This window comes from Winogradskya humida (assembly GCF_016862215.1).
GTDB classification, from domain to species: domain Bacteria; phylum Actinomycetota; class Actinomycetes; order Mycobacteriales; family Micromonosporaceae; genus Actinoplanes; species Actinoplanes humidus.
The window spans coordinates 54,708-74,340 of the sequence record NZ_BOMN01000093.1 but is presented as its reverse complement, the minus strand read 5'-3'; the positions used below and the strand labels follow the sequence as shown (position 1 = coordinate 74,340).

The window sequence follows — 19,633 nt, the reverse complement described above, 5'->3', positions numbered from 1 at the left end:
TGAATTGTCGCCCGGCGTTGTGCTGATCCAGAATGGCGGATTCCCCGCAGGCCTCAACACAAACGGCAATACCCCCGCGTCTTCTGAGCGGCGCGCCGATGGCCCGGGCGTGCTGCCCGGGCCACCTTGTTGTCGCGGGGGATCAGGTGAGGGAGATGGCCGGGAGTACCACCCCGTTGATCGACACGCGTAGCGTCGGCCGGGACCCCCGCTTGACGATGATGCGCCGGGTGTAGGTGCCGTCGGTGTGCACCGGTGCCGGGGTGTTGGTGACGATGTGGTCGAACGACGCGCCGTCGGTGATCGCCCAGATGACCGACTCGTCGAAGCCGGGACCGAGCAGGTTCTTGAACTTGTCGCGCGGGGTCACGGTCACGTCGAGCACCGTGGTCTTCTGCGGCGTCGCCGAGGTGACCGGTTCCTTCTCCACGATGGTGGTGCGGCGGTCCACCCCGATCGCCGCCAGGGCCGTGGCGTCGAGGCGGTGGCTGAACGGGTTGCCCTGGCTGTCCTCGCCGCTGACGAAGACCGTCCAGTTGTAGACGCCGTCGGCGTTCACCTTCGAGAACCGGTTGGTGTAGATGCCGTCGCCGTCCCGGTCGTGCAGCACGTCGGTGTGGTCGTCGAACAGGCCGCCGCGGTCCGGGTCGCGGTGCGGCAGGTGGTCCCAGCCGTGCTTGTGCAGGACGGCACCGGCCAGCGCCGCCCGGCCCTGCGGCTGGTCGTCGCCGGCGGACAGCCGCTGCTCGTGCCGGGCGAGGTCGTCCGCGTCGAGCTCGGCGATCAGGGTGCTCAGGCTCTCGTCGGGCGCGTCGAGCACCGCCCGCACGGTCGCGTCGCGCAGCGGCTCGCCGTCCTCGCGCAGCTCCACGGTCAGGCGCATCGTGTCGCCGGTCAGGTAGTTCTTGCTGTCCAGCGACAGTACGGACTTGACGCGAAGGTCCTCGAACGCGAACACGTGGTTCAACTCGATCGGCTGGGCCACACCACCGGAGAGCCGGCGGATCCGCCACGTCGCGCTGCCGCCGTTGAACGCCGTCGCGTCGTTCACGCCGATGTAGAAGTGGCCCTCGTACTGCGTGGCGGTGATGTTCTCGGGGTCGAACTTGGAGCCGTTCCAGCGGGCGATCTCGACGCTGTCGATGGGTGCCGCCGGGCCCGTGGCGGTGGCCTCCTTGAGCACCGCCACGCCGAAGCGCTGCGCCCGGTTGGTGTTGAAGAAGACCTCGGTGAGCGGGCCCTGCGGCGGTGTGCCGCCCAGGACGTCGGTGAACCGGGTGTCCAGCTTGTTGGCCTCCTGGGAGACCTTGAACATCGTGGCGAACGTGTCGATGAAGTTGGCGATGATGTCGGAGCCCGCGAAGTGCTGCGCGCCGACGAGTTTCTGGAGCAGCGCCTTGTCGGCGTCCGGGCCGTGCGCGAGGGCGAACAACTCCAGCCGTGACGTCGTCGAGGTGATCGCCTGGATGGCCGGATCCGCCTTGGCCTGCGTCCATTCGCGGGCCCCGTTCGGATTCACCACCTCGCCGATCCGGATCGTGCCGGAGTTCTGCAGCCCGTCGGTGTGCAGCACGCAGGTGAACCGGACGTTGGGCGGGAACCCGGCCTCCTGAAGCTTGCGCAACCCGAAGAACAGGCCGTCACCGAGCGGTGTGGTGCCGCCCGGCACGCCGAAGACCTCGGGACCCAGCGGGGCGCTCGCCACCACGTCCGGCGCGGCCAGCGGGATGATGTCGGTGATGTCCGGCGGGCCGGCCGGGTTGGTGCCGCGGAACAACAACCCGGTGTTGTCCGTGAAGACGGTGACGCCGATCCGGTCGTCGCTGCTGACGCCGGCCCGGAACTGGCCGAAGAAGTTGATGAAGATGCGGACGGCGGTCTTGGCGTTCTCCCACTTGTTGAACTCGCTCATGCTGCCGGAGCGGTCCATGATCAGCTGAACCCGCTGCGGCCGGGCCTTGAGCGTCACCGGCGTGACGCCGGTGCGGCTCAGGAAGGCGTCCCCGCCGATGCCCGGGAGGACGACGTCCACGGTGAGCTGGACCGCGGTGTCGCCGTAGACGCCCGGCCACAACCGCGGATTGTTGTCGACGTCCTTCGGCTCGAACGACTGGCTCGTGCCGACCGGCGACGGCAGCGGGGGAATGGCGATGGCACCCTGGTGTGCGAAACGGTAGGTCGGCACCGGTGCGGGCAGGGTCAGCGGAGCATCGGCGTTGACCAGCACAGTCGGGAAAGCGTCATCGCCCCTGGCGTCGGCAGCTCGCAGCTTGAGGTCGTCCTTCTCCAGCAGGGTTCCCGACGGAGTGCTCAGCTCGGCCCTGGGGTCACAGACCAGCCGGACGACGGTGTTGGCGGAACGGTTGGCCAGCGTGTAGCCCCAGTTCTGCGGGTCCCGGGCGGAGACACGCAGCTCCCAGTGCTCGTCGATGGCGCCGTTGGAGGGGTCCCGGACCGAGACGGTGAACTCGGTGGTCGCGGTGCCGGGCTCCCGGTGCACGGTGATCACCCGGCCGCCGATGCCGGTGTTCCCGGCATCGTCCGGCAACGACGTCAGGTCGAGGCTCTCGTTCGAGCCGACCTTCACGAGGGTGAGGTTCAGCCCGGCGGGGGCCGGGTCGGGGTAGGTGACGGTGAACGGCAGCGGGACGCCCGCATTGAGGTCCAGCAGGGAGTTCACGACGAACTTGCGGCTGTCGGTGATGGTGTAGGACTCGACGTCGAAGCCGGTCGGTGAGATGTGCGGCATGCTGCGCCTTCCTCCGGTCAGATGGTGGTGATGATGTGTTTGGCGTAGAGGTCGAAGTTGCCGGTGCTCGTGCCGGGCCGGTCGCTGCTCCAGAGCACCCACATGCCCTGGCCCGGCACGAGTACGGGCTGCGGTTGCTGGTCACCGGCCGGGCCGGCGATCACCAGCTGAGCGGCGCCCCAGGCGAGGTTCGCGGGATCGCGGCGACGCAGGAAGATCTCGTTGTTCGTGCCGGTGACCACCCGGTCGGCCAGCAGGAACACGGTGCCGTCGGCGTCGCGGACGGCCGCCGGGTGACGGTCGTTCTCCGTACCCGTTATCGGCACGGGCGAGGTGATCACCCAGCTGCCGCCGGTGGCGGTGACCGTCTTGATCTGGTTGTCCTTGTAGAACACCATCGCCTCGGTGGCGCTGATGGCGACCACGTACGGCTCATTGCCGGCCAGCGCCGTGGTGATGAAGTGGTCGACCGCGGAGGCGGCCGGAGCGGCGGGGTTGAAGCGGCCCAGCATCGTCGACGTGGTGTTGCCGGCGACGAACGCGAACCAGACCATGCCGCCGGCGGCCACCGCGTGCATGCCGCCGGACATCCCCGGACCGGTGCCGGTGGGGAACGACACCGGGCTGTCGTCCAGGAACGTGTTGTCGGTGTGCCGGTATCGGCGGAACTGCCACAGGTCCGACGAGTCCTGCCGGGTGAAGAACGTGACGACGTCGCCGGTCAGCACGGCGACCGGCGACTCGTCCGCACCGGCCGACTTCGCCACGTCCACCTCCGTGGCGCCGGCCAGCGTGGAGAGCGAGCCCCGCTTCATCTTCACGTCCGTGCTCGCGATGCCCGTCCCGCCGGCCTGGTAGGCGACCACGAACTCCCCGTTCGGCAGGGCCACGGCGGCCGGGGCGCTGTGCGCGCCGCTGCCGGTGATCGCCACGGCCGCGGAGAAAGCGGTCGGTGCCGCCAGATCCATCCGGCTGACATGGACCTGATCGACGTTGCTGAGCCGTTGCGACGTCCAGAACGCCGTCAACCCGTTCTGCGCGTCGAGCAGGACCGAGCGACTGATCGTGTCGGGCTGCGAGGCGGGCGACACCGCCAGGTCCGGTGTCGCCGGGAGCTGACCGGCGAGCAGGGCGTTGACCGCGGCGCGCAGGCTGATCGGCGGGCGGCCCTGACCGGCGCGGTAGTCGTACGGGTCGACGCCCAGCATGTCGGTCACCAGGCTCGCCGGCGGGACCAGCAGCTTGCGCTGACGCCGGTCGGTGATCTGCCCGTCCGCGATGCCGGTCTGGTTCGCGAAACGCTGCAGCGTGGCCAGGGTCGCATACGAATGACCCGCGAGCCGTGCCCCGATCGCGGTCGAGGGATAGGCCCGCACCACCCATTCGCGCCGGGTCCGCGAACACGTCTCGACACCCAGCGCCGGATGGATCAGCCGCGGTTCCTCGTCCGGGGTGAGCAGCCGCTCCCACACGTCCAGCTCGACAACCACCGTCTGGTCACCCGGCGGGCTCTGCAGGGCGGTGATGACGGGTACGCCCAACCGTGCCGCCAACGCCGCCGCCCCCGGCTGGCTCTCGTGCAACGGCTGCTGGTCGAACGCCACGTCGGAGCGCAGGAACACGTCCAGCCCGTCGACGATGAACCGCCCGACCTGTCGCAGCGCGGTCTCCTGGTTCGTCAGGCTGCCCGCCGGGCCCTGCACCCCGGCCTTGACGACGAAGCTGTTCGTGGTGCCCGCGGCGATGCGGAACCCGTCGTTCTGGTCCGGCGCACCGTCGCCCACGTACCACTTGAGGAACGCGCGCAGCTCGAACTTGCGGATGTCGTCCTGGGTGTTCCAGTCGGCGTCCACGATGGGCACGCCCTGTTGCAGGCGGACGTTGACGTGTGCCAGCAACGGATCGAACGTGCTGTCGGTGATGACGGCCACGGATCACTCCTCGGTTTCGGACAGCGGCCGGATGACCGCGCGTACGGTGATCGGCAGGAAGCGGTCCAGCACCCCGCGCAGCCGCGCGACCGTGCTGTCGCCGAGCGGCGCCGAGTCCGCCCGGGAGAGAAAGAGCCCCACGCTGCCGCGGCTGTAGACCTCGTCGCCACGCAGCAGGCCGTCCCCGGGCCGCTGCGGCGTGTAGGCGACAAGGTCGTCGAAGGCGCCCATGCGGTCGCGGCGCCCGGTGTCGGCGAGCACGACCGTGGTGGATCCCGCATAGCGCCGGGCCGTCCCGGTGCCGGCACCCGCACCGGAGCTGGCGACGCCCGCGTGCGAGACCGAGCGGTCACTGCGATGCAGCAGCCAGTGCTCCGCGCCGACGGTGACCGGCGCGGGCCAGGACTCCGTAGGCACCCCGGAGGTGACCCGTGTGGCCGAGCCACCGATCGGGACGGCCCACAGGTCGGTGCCGCCGGCGCGATCGGAACGGAAGAACACCTGCGGTGCCAGACCCGGGCGCACGGCCAGCCCCGGCTCACGGTCCCCGGCCGTGCCCGCCGCAGGCGTGTCGGTGAGCGCCGTCTCCGCGCTCCACGCCCCGCTCGCGGGCCGGTTGCGCTGCCGCAACGACCATCCCGCCCCGCCCACGCTGCCCTGCCGCGCCCAGACCGCCCACACCCGGCCGTCCGGGTCACGCCCGAGGCTGGGCTCCCGGCTGGACAACGCGCCGCTGGTGAGCGCCTCGTCGCCGCTCCACACCGTGCCGTCGAAGCGGATCGTGCGGACCTGCCACGCGGTGCCGTCGTGCCGGGCGTACGCGAGCCGCACGCCGGCGCCGTCCGTGACCGCGGCGAGGTCGGCGAGCCGCCCGGCCGGGATCGTGTCGAGCACCCGCGGCTGGTCCCAGCCGATCGCGTCACTCCAGTCGCCGGCCGCGACCGCGTTGTCCGGGCCGAACCCGAGCGCCGCGGCCGCGGACGAGTTCGCCAGATCCACCTCGAGCCGCGCGTCACCACCGGTGACCGCCGAGGTCAGCCGGAGCGCGCCGCCACCCGCCACCGACGCGGTCACCAGCCCACCGAGGCGGGTGTTGAGCAGCGTGACCACCTCGTTGACGGAAGCCGCGGCCGGGTCGGCGAAGTCGGTGCGCGCGAACTGCGCCGCCCGGGCCGTGCCGGTGCCGTCCCGCACGAGCAGGAACGACCCGTGCGCCACCGCGAACGGCGTCCCGGTGTGCCCGGTGAGCACGGCCGGTGCCGGGCCGGTGGTGGTGCCGGTGCTGACCAGGACCCGCGCGTCCGGCAGTCCCGGCCGGTCGACCCAGGCGAGCAGGATCCGGCCGGCGGGCAGGGCGGCCGCGGCGGGTTCGCCACCCGGGAACAGAGGCACGGATCCGCCCCACGTCCCACCCCTGAAAGCCTTGACCTGAACCACGCTGACCGGCGCGGCGGTCAGGAACGGCGACCCACGCCCGGCGTCGACCGGAGCGCCGGGCTCACCTGCGACGGGTGGTCTGGGGAAAGCCGTGCCGGACACCGCGCGGCGTGCCGCGCGATCGTCGGCGGGACCGAGCGGATCGCCGGCGGCGTGGAAGAGCCGGAACGCGCCACCGCTGCCCGGCACGACCGCGAGCCGGCCGCGCGCCGCGCCGTCCAGGGTGACCAGCGTCGACACCGGTGCCGCGTCGTCGAGCCGCAGTGCGAAGACGTTCTGCGCCGGTGCGTGCGTGGACCGGGCGAGATGCTCGCCGAATTCCACGATCCGGCTCGTGAAGCCCGTGTACCGGGTGACGATCGAGCGCAGGTTCGGCACGGAACCGACGCTGCGGTAGAGCTGCGGCGCGGCGCGGACCTCGTTGCGCTGGGCGAACACCGGCAGGGTGCGATCGGGACGCCAGTCGAGGAACGCGGCCAGCAGCGGCAGGAAATCCGGTGGCACCCGGTCGACGTCGTGCAGCTGGGGGAGCGCCTCGGCGGTGCTGCGCACCAGCGCCAGGGGAGCCGTGGCGGCGGCGAGGAACCGCCGGAGCTGCCCCCTCCCGCGCAGCTCCGGCGGCAGCACCCGCAGGCCCTCCTGCACCGCCGGTGCCAGGGCGTGGATCTCGTCCGGCCGCAACGCCACGTCGTCGCGCTGGTGCACGGCCGGCAGCAACCGGAACAGCGTCTCGGCGAGGCCGTGGTCGTCGGTCGCGAGCGCGCTGGCCCGCGCCTCCTCGCCGGTGTGGAAGCCGGTCCCGTCGTACGCGAAGACCGTGTAGTAGTAACGGGTCAGCGGTGTCAGCCCGGTGTCCGCGAGCCGGTCGACGACCGGGCCGCCCTCGTCGTGGACCACGTCACCGTCGTCGGGCAGCAGCGGGAACGTCCGCTCCCGGCGCACCACCCGCACGCCGAGCAGGAAGCCGTCACCGAACGCGGAGACCGGCGGGTTCGTCCAGGACAGCTCGATCTCCCGGCCGGCCAGCCGGGGCAGCGCGCGGGCCGCGACGGGCGCCCGGCTCACGATCGCGGCCGTCATCGGGCCACCCCGCCCTCGATGACCAGCTGAATCGTCTCCGGATATCCGGGGCGGGCCAGCTCGAACGGCTCGAGGTCGATGACACCGTCGGCGTCCACCCCGCCGTCCGGGGTACGGCTGAACTGGGTGACCGTCAGCGAGGCGACCTGCGGCAGGCTCTGCAGGGCGTCGTAGAGCCGGCTCAGGTAGAGCGGTTCGCCGAAGTCGACCCGGTCGAACGCGAGCAGCTCGGCGGCCGCCGCGGTGACCACCGCGCGGACGTCGTCGCGCAGGAAGTACGGCTGGGCGCGTACGGTCGCCCGGAAGTAGATGTCGGCAGGCTCCGGCCCGAGCACCCGCAGCGCACTGGTCACCATCCGCGACTGCTCGAACGCCGCGAGCAGATCCCGGCGCAGCAGCTCCGAGGGCTGCTCGACCCGCCCGCTCGGCGCGACGTAGAGCAGCACGTCGTTCCAGTTCAGCGCGACCGCCCGGGCCTTGCCGACACCGGGCGTACGCAGCGCCAGCTCGACATGGTCGTCGGCGGTGACGGCCCGCTCCTGCGCCCGGAACAACCGCGGCGCGAGGTCCCGGGCACTCTCCACGCTCTCCGCCACCGCCCCGCCCGAACCACCGGCCGGGGCGACGACCTGACGCAGCGCGCTGATCGGCGAGTCGAAAGCCGTCCCCGGCGCCACGTTGCCCGCCGGGCCACCGCCCGCCCGGTAGGTCGCCAGGATCTCGGCCTGATCGAGCGACACCCCGCCCCGCGGCGGGATCGCACCGTTCACGCCGTCACCGAACAGCAGCGTCACCCGGCCGTCGGCGGCCCGCTGGGTGGCGAAGCAGAGCTCCTGCGGCGTTGCGGTGGCCAGCGTCCGCACCTCGTGCCAGACGGCCGAGCCGCCCGGACCGGTGACGGTGACCGTGATCGAGCCTGCGATGACGGGTCCCTCACCGAGCGGGTAGAGCTGGTTGGGGCTGCCGTCGGACACGCCCGCCAGCTCGCCGGTGACCGTCCGGCCCTCGACCGCGGTGACCGGCAGGAACCAGCGCAGGTTCCCCTCGAGCACCGGGCCGAGCGCGGCGGTGGTGATCGTGGTGTCGCGTACGGTCTCGAACTGCAGCCGGTCACCGGTGGCGGTCTGCGTCTGGAACGCCGTGCCGGCCGGGACCGTCAGCGGCAGTGCCTGCCCGGCGTCGACCGCGACGGCCAGCTCGACCGTGGCCGGCGGGGCCGGGCGCAACTCGTACCCGAGCAGTCGCAGCAGTTGCACCAGCGACTCGGGCTCGTCGCTGGTCGCCGGGAACAGCTGTGCCGCGATCCGGGTCTGGTAGTACAGCGTGATGTCACTGGCATAGGCGAACAGCTCGATCAGCAGGACACCGAGGTCGTTCTCGGAGTGGTCCGTCCACTCGGGCAGCGTCTCCCGGGCGATCGCCAGCATCGACTCGCGCAGCGCGTCGTAACCGAGGTTGGTGTAGTCGATGGGCAGGCCCCGCACCCCGGTCACGACGACCTCGCCAGGGTGAGGGTGACCCGCTCGGCCGGCTCGGCCGCGGCGACGGCGTAGTCGAACGCCACGGTCACCTCGGACTCGCCGTGGGTGACCCGGACCGGGCCGGTCAGCCGGGCCTGCGGCAGGTGGGCCCGCAGCGCCAGCTCGATCTCGTGGCGGATCAGCGTGCGCAGCGTGCTGTCGTTGGGCTGCTGCAACCGGTGCTGCACCCCGCCGCCGTAACCCCGGCGCAGCAGCCGCTCGCCGAGCCGGGTGGACAGCAGGTGGCGCAGGTTGTCGGCGACCTTGCGGGAGCCGCTGCTCTGCTCCACCCCGCCGCCGGTGATCCGGAAGGGCGTGGCCATGCCGCGCAATGTGGTCATCGGATCTTCCCGTTCAATTGGGTCGGCGCGTCCGGGGTCGGGCCGGGTGCGACGAGCGCGGCGACCGTGTTCCGGAACGTGACGGTGGAGCTCGGCGTGGCCGGAGCCCAGTTGATGAACGCGTTCAGCAGACTCGCGTTGAATGCCCGCAGCGCCTCGACCTCGGTGCGCAGCGCGCTGATGAAGTCCCAGAACGCCGGGTCCAGGGCGCGTTCGCTGACCGTTTCGGCGCCCTGGGTCAGGATGCGGAACACACCGTCGCCGAGCGCGTCGAAGTTCGAGCTCACCGCCGGCAGGTCCACGTTGGAACCGGCGGGCGGGTCGAGCGTGTCGAGCTGCGCGCGCATCGCCTCGCGCAGTTCCGCCGCACATGCGGCCCGGTCCGATCCGAGAGCCATGACCGCCTCCTCACACGAACACTTTTGACTGGGTGGTGGTGATCGGCACCGGCCCGCCGAGGTTCCCGATGCCCTGGTCACCCAGGTGCAGCACCTGCGTCGCACCCGCGCCGAGCAGCACCGCCGACCCGTCGACGCGCACGATCCCGCCGGTCAGCTCGACCTTCGCGGCGCCGGCCGCCGCCGTGACCGCCGCGGCCTCGAGGGTCACCGTCGCGCCACCGGCGTGGGCGACCTCGATCGCGCTCGACGTCATCGCGATCCGGTGGCCGTTCACGCCGTCGGTGAGGGTGATGCCGCCGGCGGTGAAGGCGAGCCGGTGCGCGTTCCTGCCGTCGCTCAGCACGATCGACTCGCTGCCCTCGGTGTCGTCGAAGATCAGCAGATGACCCGACGCCGTCCGGACGGCACGCACGGTGGGCGGGTTCTTCGCCGCCTCCGGCGCCCAGGAGCCGGGCACGTGCTGCACGCCCGTCCACAGCGGCGCGGACGTGTCACCGCCCTCGAACTCCACCCAGACGTGCGTCTCGTTCTCCGGCACGAAGAACATCCCGTACGGCAGTGCGGCGCGCGCCGGCACCGTGTCGTCCTCCGGGAAGACGGCCGGCACCGAGACCAGGACGACGCCGAGTGCGCCGGTGTCCCGGTTGTCCTTGACGACGCCGCTGTACTTGCCGAAATAGCGGTCAGCCACGGTTCCCCCTCACCGGACGGCCTTGAAGTCGGTCCTGTATCCGTTGCTGTCGACGGTGTGCGTGACCCGCGAGACGTACCAGTCACCGGCGAACCGCTCGTGCACGCCGGAGACGGTCACGGTGCACTTGGCCCGCATCCAGATCGAGCCGATCGTGGCGCCGGCGCACGACATCCCGAGCCGCCGCGACTCCAGCGCACCGACCTCGTTGTCGACCTGCTGCTGCGAGACCGCCGTCTTACCGGTGACCGGTTTCGGCTTGGCCAGTTCCTTCTGCAGCTTCTCGCGGGCCGCCCGGCCCGCCCGGTAGAGCGCGTCGATCCGCTCGAGGTCGGCGGCGTTCGCGCGGGCGTCCAGGTCGCCGGCGGTGGGCCAGATGAACACCTCGACAGGCGGTTGCGGCGGGGTCCGGACCGCCTGGCCGCCACGGTCGATGGTGTGCACCTCCCGGACCCGGTCGATGTCGCTCGCGTCGAACTGCGGGCTGAACGACATCAGGTTGCTGACGGGTCCCTGGCGGTAGCGCAGATTCAGGACGTCCGCGCGGTTCTGGCGCAGGATCCGCCGGTCCGGGATGAAGTAGAGGACCTCCCGCTCGGCCTCGTTGAGCTCGACGAAGCACTTAGCGGTGTACCGCTTGGCGAGGTCCTGCAGGAACGCCAGGTCGGTCTTCGCGTCCTGGTTCTCCAGCGTCACCTCCGGGTCCGGCTTGAGGGAGGCCACGACGTCCGCGAACTTGTACCGGTCGCCGATCTCCTTGACGATCTGGTTGACCGTCGTGCCCTGCCACTTCACCCGCCGCTCGGCGAGGCCCATCTCGATGGACCGGTCCTCACCCTTGATCTTGATCTGCGGGGACCCGTTCTCCGGGTACGTGACCTCGACCCTGGTGATCGTCGCCCGCAACATCAGGGCGTGCTGGTCCGGCTCGGCGTACCCGAGGTCGATCTCGACGTGGCACCCCTCCATCAGGGCGTCCGCGTAGATCATCCGGGGGTCGTTGACCACGATCGTGGTGCTGTCGGACAGCCGGTCGTCCTCCACGACCTGCACCGACGAGACCCACGGCGTGATGTCCACGGCCGCCTCGGTCACCACCACCGAGAAGTACGGCACCCGCACGTGACGCCCCGGCGCGGTCACCGGAAGCTCCTCGCCCGGCTGGCCCGCGTCGCCTGCGCCCGATCGGGCAGCCGGAGCTGCTCCCCGGGGGCCAGGTCGAGCGGGTACCGCGGCGGGTTCACGTCCAGGACGCGCCACCACAGCCGCTCGTCGCCGAGACCCCGCCGGGCGATCAGGTCGATCGCGTCGCCCTGCCGCACGCGGTGGGTGGCCGGGCCGGGCTCGCCGGTGGCCCGCAGCCCGAGGCCGAGCACGCGCCGGCGGCTGCCGTCGGGTGCGGTGACCTCGAGGATCGGCAGCCCGGCGAACCGGGAACTCTGCGTGATCGGCATCAGGAGGGCCTTCCGGCGGTGGGATCGGGGTCGTACGGGGTCAGCTCGACACAGGTGATCTGCACTTCCGCGCGTACGGGATCGAGGTCGGCGTTGTACGTCTTCTCGACGATCGACACGTCGGTGACGACGCACTCGACGACGCGTTCGCCGAAGCAGAACAGGGCGGCCGGCGGGGCGGCGAACACCGTCTCCTGGCCCGCGTACAGCTTGGCGAATCCACCGGCGCCGGCCTCCCGCCACCGGTCGGTCCGGGGGTGGACGAACGCGCGGTACTTGTTCAGCTCCTCGACGATCCCGCCGTTCTCGTCGTGCGCCACGTCGATCTCGTCGTCGGCCGGGCCCTTCAGCAGGCCGTCGACGATCACCGTGAACGCGATGGTGCGCTCGCCGCCCGCGCTGTACTGCCGCAGCGGCATCACCATCCCCGGCGCGTTCAGCGTGGTGTACGGCACCGACCGTTTGTCGATGACCTTCTCCGGGTTGTACTGGAAGTGCACGAGGATCTCCGGCTCCACGTCCACGCTCCGCAGGAAACCGCGGACCGGATTGCGTACCTGCAGATTGCTCATCGCCGCCCTCTCATGCCGTCATCGGGCGGCCGCCGGCCCGGAAGTCCTGGGTGGATCGCAGCGCGGCCAGCCGCTCCTGGAGCTGGGCCACGATCTCGTCGGTGAGAAGCTGCGCCGAGTTCGCCTCGAGCCGGTCGGCGGTGATGCTGACGTTGATGCCGCCCGCGTTGACGCTCTGGTCGACCGTCGCCGGGCCGCCGGCAGCCGCGGCGGCGAGCGCACCGCCGGGGGAGAGCGGCCCGAGAGCGCCGGCTGCGGCGGGAGCTCCGGCGGCCGGGGGAGGCGGCGGCGGAACCTGGGCGGCGGCCATCGCGGTCCGCCGGTCGACGATCGCCTGGACGTCGATGGAGCTGAACAGGTCGCCGGTGACGAAGTCGGAGATCCCGCCGCCCACGTCCTTGAAGAAGCCGCCGATATCGGAAAGCACGCCCCACACCCGGCCCGCGATGTCGCCGATCCTCGACAGGATCGCGCCGAAGCTCTCGAACATCTTGCCGAGGATCTCCAGCGGGCCGGCCGCGAACTTCAGCGCGGCGGCGACGGCCCAGACGAACCCGGCGATGAGCAGCAGCCCGATCGCCATCGTGATCATCTCGCCGGCGGTCATCGACCCCAGCTTGGTGGCCAGCGCGGACATCGCCCCGAGCAGGCCCGCGAGCGGCTCCATCGCCCCGATCGACTGCTCGGTCAGCGTGTTGAGCGCCATCGACAGCAGCCAGACGAACCCGGCGATCATCAGGAATCCCGCGGCGATCGTCGCCATCTCGCCGGGAGTGAACCGGGCGATGGCGTTCATCAGCTCGGGGAACACGCCGACGAACCTCGTCAGCGGGTCCATCGCCGCGATCGCCTGATCGGTGATCGTGGCCAGCGCCCTGCCGAGCAGCCACACGAACCCGGCGATCACCAGGAAGCCGGCGGCGATGATGACCATCTCGCCGGGCTTGAACTTCGCCAGCGTCGTCATGAGCTTCGCGATGCCGTCGAAGAAGGTGGTGAGGTGCGGGACGACTTTGCCGATGTCGGTGGTGAACTGCTGGAACGCCTTGCCGAGCAGCGCTACGAACCCGGCGATGCCCGCGAACCCGAGCCCGATCTTCGCGAGGTCCCTGCCTTTGAAGGCGGCCAGCGTCGTCATGAGCTTCGCGATGCTGCCGAAGAAGGTGGTGAGGTGCGGGACGACTTTGCCGATGTCGGTGGTGAACTGCTGGAACGCCTTGCCGAGCAGCGCCACGAACCCGGCGATGGCCGCGAACCCGAGCCCGATCTTCCCGAGTTGCGTCAGCTTGAACGCGGCCAGCGTGTTGAGCAACGGGATCAGGCCGGTCACCAGTACGCCGATCGCGATCGCCGCCGTGATCGCCCCGGCCCTGAACGTGCGGAACGCCAGGCCGAGCAGCGCCACGAACCCGGCGATGAGGGCGGCCGCCACGGCCAGCATGCCGAGCTTCGCCCAGAGACCCGGACCGTCCTCGCCGCCACCGCCCCCGGCGATCTCGATCTTGATCGTGCCGTGGACGCCGATGCCCTGGTTCAGCTTCTGCAGGATCGCCCAGAGCAGGCTGTTGGTGCCGTAGCCGACGAGGGCGACCGTGCGGATGAGCGCGTCGACCTTCTCCCCGACCTGCGCGACCAGGCCGGTGATCAGCCCGGCGACGTCGGTCAGCAGACCGGCCTCGAACCAGATCAGGTCGAGCAGCCCGATGATGTCGTGCAGGTGCAGGTGGGAGCGTTCCGCCAGCCAGTGCAGCCCGGCGACCTCCGCGAGCAGCTGCGGGAAGCTCTTGAACGCGACGTCCGCCATCGCCCAGCGCGTCGCCTCGGCGTTGTCGAGCAGGTCCTGGTTCATCACCTGGACCTTGAAACGCCGGCCGTCGAGCCCCGCGAAGAGACCGCCGATGTCGATCCCGAGAATCCGCAGCCGGGTGCCGATGCCGTCGAGGCGCGCCTCGATCCGGTTCAAGGACATAGCCATGGGGAGTACGCCGTCCACGGTGGTTCACCTCCTCGGGTTCGCTCGTTCCATCTCGGACTTCTGCTCCGCGAGCACGTCTGCGAGCAGCCGTACGTACGCCCGCCGCTCACCGATCTCCAGCCCCATCGCCTCGGACCAGCCCCAGTGCAGGTGGTAGCCGAGCGCGAAGACCTCCTGCCGGAGCTGGTCGGCGCCGGTCAGCTCGGGGTAAAAAAACTGGTCAGATCCAGGGAGGTACGCATCATCCGGCCGCACGAGCCGCAGTCGAACTCGCGGGTCAGGTCGAGACCGGGCAACTCGTCACGGAACGCCCGCTCGATCCGGGCCCGGTCACTCATCGTCAGGTCGGACAGGATCTTCGTGCCCAGCGCCTCACGCCGGCTGTCCGGCATGTCCTCGCCGTCGCCCGTGACGCTGACCAGGCAGCGGGCCAGCAGCGCGTTGGTGCCCCTCGCCGCGTTGTCCCGGGCGATCGTCGCCACCCGTTCCTCGTCGGTGCCGACCGGCAGCCGGAACCGCAGTACGTCGTACCAGCCGTCCTTCGTGCGGTCGTCGAAGCCGTCCTCGAGCCGTACGACGATCTCCGGCAGCCCGGTGCCGTCGCTCGCGCGTACCGGGAAGGTGTCCAGGTCCTCGATCACGACGGCCGTCTCCCGGCACGACGGGCAGGTGTAGCTCGCCTCCAGCTCGGTGCCGAAGGTCAGCTTGCGCAGCTCCAGGAGCAGGAAGTTGCGGTCCGCGGAGGTCAGCGAGCCGAGCAGGGCCCGCCCGGCCGGAGCGATGTCGCCGACCGCCCGGACACAGCCGGTCAGCAGTTCGGTGACCAGTTTGCCGCCGTTGGCGCGCAGTTTCCGGTCGGACAGCAACGCCTCTTCATGGCCGGTCATCTTGCGCAGCAGCGCGGTGCGATGCAGGCGGCCGTCAGCGTCCAGATACCCGACGGGCAGCGTCACCTCGTGCTCGCGAGCCCGGCGAGGCCCGGCCGCGATTTCGATCCCGGCGGGATCGGTGGCGAGGGTCGTCATGAGACGCGCTCCAGGCCGTCGTGCTCGAGTTCGAGGGTCTGCTTGAACAGCCCGGAGCTGCCGGCCTCGAGGTCGGAGAACTTCGAGGACTTGATCCACGCGCCGTAGAACGCGAAGCGGAGGACCTCGACGCCGTTCTCCAGCTTGATGATCGCGCCGTTACGGCGTACCTGTGAATTCCTGGTGTTGCCGTTGAGCTGGAACATCTCGCTGAACCAGTCCTTGAACAGGTCGTCGAACCGGCTGCCGTCCACGTTGCGCTCCAGGGTCAGCGTCTCGAACTTGAAGACGGCCCCGGCGATCTTGTGCACGGTCGAGGAGCCGCCGTCCGGCTGCTCGATCGTCTCGGTCGTGCCCTCGCTGAGTCCGGTGACCTTGGTGACCGGGCACTGCGTGCCTTCGATCTCGACCAGGAATCCGTGTGTCCGGAACGATTCCTGGAAAGTCAGCTCTGCCATGCTTCTCGCCCTTCGAAGAAAGCGTCAGTTGTCCGCTGCGGTGGCGCCGCTGTCCTGCTGGCCGACGACGATGAGGATCGACTCGGCCGGTCTGGCCGGGAAGAAGAAGACCTCGACGGTGAAGATCCCGTTGGTCACGTCCTGCGGGGAGTTGTTCTCCACGTCGCACTTCACCGTGAACACCTCGTCCGCGGTGCCCGGCCCGAACGCGCCCTGCCGGTACAGCCCCAGCAGGAACGGCGTCACCACGTTGAACCTGACCATCCGCCGCAACGTCTCGTCGTTCGGCTCCTGCGCGACGAACGTGAGCCCGCCCCGCAGCGAGGACTTGACGAAGTTGAACAGCCGGCGGACGTTCACGAACAACCACCGGGTGTCGGTCGACAGCGTCCTCGAGGCGTCCACGACGATCCCGGCGCCGGGCAGCGCGCGGATGCCGTTGACCCCGCCGTTGCGGACCAGGTCGGTGTGGTCGGCGTCGGTCATGTCGTACTCCACGCCCAGTGCGTCGGCGAGCCGCGCCTCGTCCCCGGCCGGTGCCTTCCACACCCCGCGGGCGGCGGCGATCCGGGCGTACGTGCCGAGCACCTGGCCGACCGGCGGGCAGTAGACCAGCGGCTGCGCGGCGGCGGCCAGCGGATCCGGGTTCACGACCTGGATCCACGGCCCGTACAGCGCGCCGAAGACCTTGCGCCCGCGCAGTGCCGCCGCGTACGCCTTGGCCCCCTCACGGTCGAACCCGAACGGGACGGCGCCCACGAACATCGCGTCACCACGGCGTTCGCAGTAGCCGACGGCCCCCGCGGCAACCCCGATCGACGTGCTCTCCGGGCAGGCGAGAAGCTGGATCGCGACGTCGTTGAACGCCTCCATCCCGGTCCGCGCGGCCGGGTCTCCGAGAAACGCCGTGTCCGCCGGATCAGTTCCGTCGGCGCCGCCCGTCAGCGGATAGACACCCGCCGCAGGGGCGTCCACCCCGGCCCCGGAACCACTGTCCAGATCAACGGCCACCAGGTACGCCGACCCGCGCTGCGGATCGTTCAGCACCGCCTCGACGTACGAGTCGTGGGAGTCCACCATGCTGACCGGCCCGAACCGCTCCACCTCGGCGCCGTTGCGGCGTACCACGAGGTCGAACTCGACCGTAGCGACGCGGACAGCCGCCGCAGGCATCGCCGCGAACGTGGGATCCGCTCCCCAGCCGATCAGCCGGTACGTCTCCGAGGCGGCGGTGAGCTGACGGAAGGCCTCCGCACCGGCGACCGGCGCGGCGCCCGCCAGCCCGAGCGCGGCCTGCGCATCACCACCGGACGCGGGTGCGGCGATCGCGATGCTGACACCCGTACCGTCCGCATTGGACAGCAGGACCAAGCGGTTGCCCGCGGTGATCCCGGCGGAGAACGCGACCGCCTGCCGGTTGATCGCCGCGACCACCTCGGTGACCGTGATGGCACCCGGGTTGGCGAAATCGGCGGGGTGGAACACGACCGTCTCGGGCGGGCTGCCCGGGACGGTGACCTTGACCCCGGCGCCGTCGGCCACCGTCGCCGCGACCGCGTTCGGCGCGATGACGTGCGCCCGCAACCCGAACCGGGCGGCCGAACCGACCCGGAAACCGCTCGCCGAGGACACCGCCGCCACCGTGCGACCGGCCGCGATCCCGTCATCGCTGTTGGCATTGTTCCCGGTGAACCCCAGACCCGCCGGGGCGTCGGAGACGACCAGCCGCGACCACACCCGCGGATCGGCCGCCGACGCTGCCACGGCCAGGTGACCGTCCGGCGTCACCGCCGCGCGGACCATGGTCGTCTGCCGGTTGATGACCGCGGCGACCTCCTGGGCCGAGGCCGCGCCGATGGTGGCGAAGTCGGCGGTGGCGAACGTGACCGTGCCGGCCTGGTCGGCGCCGCGGGTCGTGACCGTGAACCTGACCGTACTGCCGTTGGCCAGCGCGAACGGCTCCGCGGTGGCACCGACGACGTGTGCCGGGACCGTCGCCGACCCGAGCGGGTGCGGCTCGACGGCCACGCTCAGCGAGTTTCCCCACGCACCGGGGTCCGCCACGCCGCGAGCGCCGGCCCGCAGCCGGAGCGTGTCCTTCGCCGAACCCGCGCGGTCCTTGACGGTCACCGAGGACGCTTGCGCTCCCGGGCCGACGACCCTGACCACGAAGGCGTCCGAGCCGCCGTTGTCGAAGAAGCCGCGTACCGCGTACGTTCCGAAGGCATTCGCCGTGTAGGAGCCGAACGTGGCGACGTAGTCGGCGAAGCCGCGGATCCGGATCGCCCGATCGGGCGCGCCCCGTTCACTGCGGACCACGAAGCCCGCGGTCGAGGTGGGTGCGGCGGCAATGGCCGGCGAGGACCTGCCGTCGACCTCGACGACGGTCACACCGAGATTGGTGGGCATAACACACTCCTAGGCTTCCGCGGCGGTGCCGCCGCCGGGCTGCTGGCCGACGATGATCTGCACGGTCTCGGCCGGGCGGGACGGGAAGAAGAAGACCTCCACCGTGAACAGGCCGAGATCCACGTTCGCGGGCGGGTTGTTCTCGGCGTCGCACTTGACGGTGAAGACCTTGTCGGCCGGATCCGATCCGAACGCACCGGTCCGGCGCAGGCCGAGCAGGAACGGCGTGACGACGTTGAACTTCACCATCCGCCGCAGGGCGTCCGTGTGCGGCTCCTGCCGGACGAACCGCAGACCGTCGCGCAACGAGCTCTTGACGAAGTTGAACAGCAGCCGCACACCCACGTACTGCCAGCGCGGGTCGGTGCTCAAGGTGCGGGAGGCCGCCACGGCCGGTGCCCGGCCGCCAGGGGACAGGATTGCGTTGGTACGCCCGGTGCGCACCAGATCGTCGTGCTCGCCCTGACCGAAGCTCGCCGCCAGACTCAGCGCGCCGCGGACCGTCGCCGCATCGCCGGCCGGCGCCTTGTGGATGCCGCGTTCCTGTTCCGTGCGGGCGTAGACGCCCATCACGTGACCTTCGGGTGGCACGAACCGGACCGGTGCGGCACCCACCCCGGCCGGATCGGCGACCAGGATCCACGGCGTGTACAGGGCGCCGTACACCTTCGCGCCCTGGAACTGCGTCGCGTACTGCTTGACGGCCTCGGTGTACGCGGCGACCGTCTGGTTGTAGTCCGCCGCCGACCGCGGAACCACGGTCGCCGGGTGACCGCGGTCGGGTGCCGAGCCGACGTACATGCAGTCGCCCCGCGCCGCCGCGTAGTCCATCGCGGTGCGGGCCACCTGAACCTCGCCCGCCGTCGCCAGCAGATGCGCGTCGGGGATCGCCAGAAGCTGCACGCTCACCGTGTCGAACGCCCGGAGAGCGGCGATCAGATCCCCGGCCGCCGCCGCGGGTTCGGCCCCACCGGCGAGCGCGACGCCGCTGACCACCGCGGGGATCGCGGACCCCAGCGCGGCGAGCGTCACGAACCGGGAGCCCGTCACCGGGTGGTTGAGCCGGTCCGGCGCGTAGTCCCGCGTCCCCGGCTCCAGGGACAGCGCCGGCCAGGTCTCCACCACCGGGAACGCCCCCGTCGACGGGTCCTGCAGCCGGATGATCAGCCGGAACCGGCCGGCGGCCTGCGGATCGTCTCGCACATCGAGGCGCAAAGCGTGCGCCCACACCCCCGGATCGGCGACACCGCGATGCCCGGCGGTCACCCGCAGCGTCGCCGCCGGTGCGCCCTGCCGGTCGTTCAGCGTGGCCCGCGCGGCCACGCTGCCGGCGCCGATGACGCGCACGACGGTGGCCTCGCGGCCGCCGTTGAGGAAGAAGCCGGAGACCGCGGCCGGCAGGAAACCGTCCGGGTGGTCGCCGCCGAACCGGTCCACGAACTGGTCGAGGCCGGTGATCCGCACCGCCTGCCCCGGCACGCCCCGGCGGGTCCGGCCCGCGAACGCCGCGATCGACGTGTTCGCCGCCGCCGGCGCCGGTGCGGCGCGCCCGTCGACCTCGGTGACGTTGAGGCCTACCTGAAGTGCCAT

Annotated in this window: 16 protein-coding genes; all 16 read right to left on the bottom strand. The window is 71.2% G+C overall.

The annotated features are described in order from the left end of the window. Window positions 1-142: 142 nt before the first annotated feature. Genes Ahu01nite_RS33385 through Ahu01nite_RS33310 form a run of 16 tightly spaced genes read right to left on the bottom strand, consistent with a single transcriptional unit; the run spans window position 143 to window position 19,633 of the window. Entirely contained in the window at window positions 143-2,749 is a 2,607-nt protein-coding gene (locus Ahu01nite_RS33385; protein WP_203840695.1) for a vWA domain-containing protein, read from the bottom strand. 17 nt (window positions 2,750-2,766) lie between these two features. After that, window positions 2,767-4,680, bottom strand: coding sequence for a DUF6519 domain-containing protein (locus Ahu01nite_RS33380; protein WP_203840694.1), 1,914 nt, complete (start codon window positions 4,678-4,680; stop codon window positions 2,767-2,769). Window positions 4,681-4,683: 3 nt separating this feature from the next. Continuing rightward, complete coding sequence (locus tag Ahu01nite_RS33375; protein WP_203840693.1) at window positions 4,684-7,197, bottom strand: phage tail protein; 2,514 nt, start codon at window positions 7,195-7,197, stop codon at window positions 4,684-4,686. Next, window positions 7,194-8,690, bottom strand: a complete 1,497-nt coding sequence (locus tag Ahu01nite_RS33370; protein WP_203840692.1) for a baseplate J/gp47 family protein — start codon at window positions 8,688-8,690, stop codon at window positions 7,194-7,196. The genes Ahu01nite_RS33375 and Ahu01nite_RS33370 overlap by 4 nt, the downstream gene beginning before the upstream one ends. Next, window positions 8,687-9,058 (bottom strand): GPW/gp25 family protein, encoded by a 372-nt coding sequence (locus tag Ahu01nite_RS33365; protein ID WP_203840691.1) that lies wholly within the window; start codon window positions 9,056-9,058, stop codon window positions 8,687-8,689. Before Ahu01nite_RS33365 ends, Ahu01nite_RS33370 begins: the two co-directional genes overlap by 4 nt. After that, on the bottom strand, window positions 9,055-9,456 hold the full coding sequence (locus Ahu01nite_RS33360) for a hypothetical protein (protein WP_203840690.1): 402 nt from the start codon (window positions 9,454-9,456) through the stop codon (window positions 9,055-9,057). The genes Ahu01nite_RS33365 and Ahu01nite_RS33360 overlap by 4 nt, the downstream gene beginning before the upstream one ends. A 10-nt stretch (window positions 9,457-9,466) precedes the next feature. Then, window positions 9,467-10,150: a phage baseplate assembly protein V gene (locus Ahu01nite_RS33355; RefSeq protein ID WP_203840689.1), complete on the bottom strand. Its 684-nt coding sequence runs from the start codon at window positions 10,148-10,150 to the stop codon at window positions 9,467-9,469. Window positions 10,151-10,159: 9 nt separating this feature from the next. Next, window positions 10,160-11,293 (bottom strand): phage late control D family protein, encoded by a 1,134-nt coding sequence (locus tag Ahu01nite_RS33350; RefSeq protein ID WP_203840688.1) that lies wholly within the window; start codon window positions 11,291-11,293, stop codon window positions 10,160-10,162. Continuing rightward, window positions 11,290-11,604, bottom strand: coding sequence for a LysM peptidoglycan-binding domain-containing protein (locus Ahu01nite_RS33345; protein ID WP_203840687.1), 315 nt, complete (start codon window positions 11,602-11,604; stop codon window positions 11,290-11,292). The genes Ahu01nite_RS33350 and Ahu01nite_RS33345 overlap by 4 nt, the downstream gene beginning before the upstream one ends. Next, window positions 11,604-12,176 (bottom strand): CIS tube protein, encoded by a 573-nt coding sequence (locus tag Ahu01nite_RS33340; protein ID WP_203840686.1) that lies wholly within the window; start codon window positions 12,174-12,176, stop codon window positions 11,604-11,606. The genes Ahu01nite_RS33345 and Ahu01nite_RS33340 overlap by 1 nt, the downstream gene beginning before the upstream one ends. 10 nt (window positions 12,177-12,186) lie before the next feature. Then, window positions 12,187-14,169 carry a hypothetical protein gene (locus Ahu01nite_RS33335; protein WP_203840685.1) on the bottom strand — a complete coding sequence of 661 codons (1,983 nt, stop codon included), beginning with the start codon at window positions 14,167-14,169 and terminating at the stop codon, window positions 12,187-12,189. A gap of 6 nt (window positions 14,170-14,175) precedes the next feature. Further along, complete coding sequence (locus Ahu01nite_RS33330) at window positions 14,176-14,406, bottom strand: hypothetical protein (protein ID WP_203840684.1); 231 nt, start codon at window positions 14,404-14,406, stop codon at window positions 14,176-14,178. Further along, window positions 14,349-15,176 (bottom strand): T4 family baseplate hub assembly chaperone, encoded by an 828-nt coding sequence (locus Ahu01nite_RS33325; protein ID WP_203840683.1) that lies wholly within the window; start codon window positions 15,174-15,176, stop codon window positions 14,349-14,351. Before Ahu01nite_RS33325 ends, Ahu01nite_RS33330 begins: the two co-directional genes overlap by 58 nt. Then, window positions 15,173-15,634: a phage tail protein gene (locus Ahu01nite_RS33320; protein ID WP_203840682.1), complete on the bottom strand. Its 462-nt coding sequence runs from the start codon at window positions 15,632-15,634 to the stop codon at window positions 15,173-15,175. The genes Ahu01nite_RS33325 and Ahu01nite_RS33320 overlap by 4 nt, the downstream gene beginning before the upstream one ends. Window positions 15,635-15,658: 24 nt before the next feature. Beyond that, the gene (locus tag Ahu01nite_RS33315) at window positions 15,659-18,043 is read right to left on the bottom strand and encodes a phage tail sheath family protein (protein WP_203840681.1); all 2,385 of its coding nucleotides are present in this window, start codon (window positions 18,041-18,043) and stop codon (window positions 15,659-15,661) included. Window positions 18,044-18,052: 9 nt separating this feature from the next. Next, a complete protein-coding gene (locus Ahu01nite_RS33310; RefSeq protein ID WP_203840680.1) occupies window positions 18,053-19,633 on the bottom strand; it encodes a phage tail sheath subtilisin-like domain-containing protein in 1,581 nt (526 codons plus the stop codon).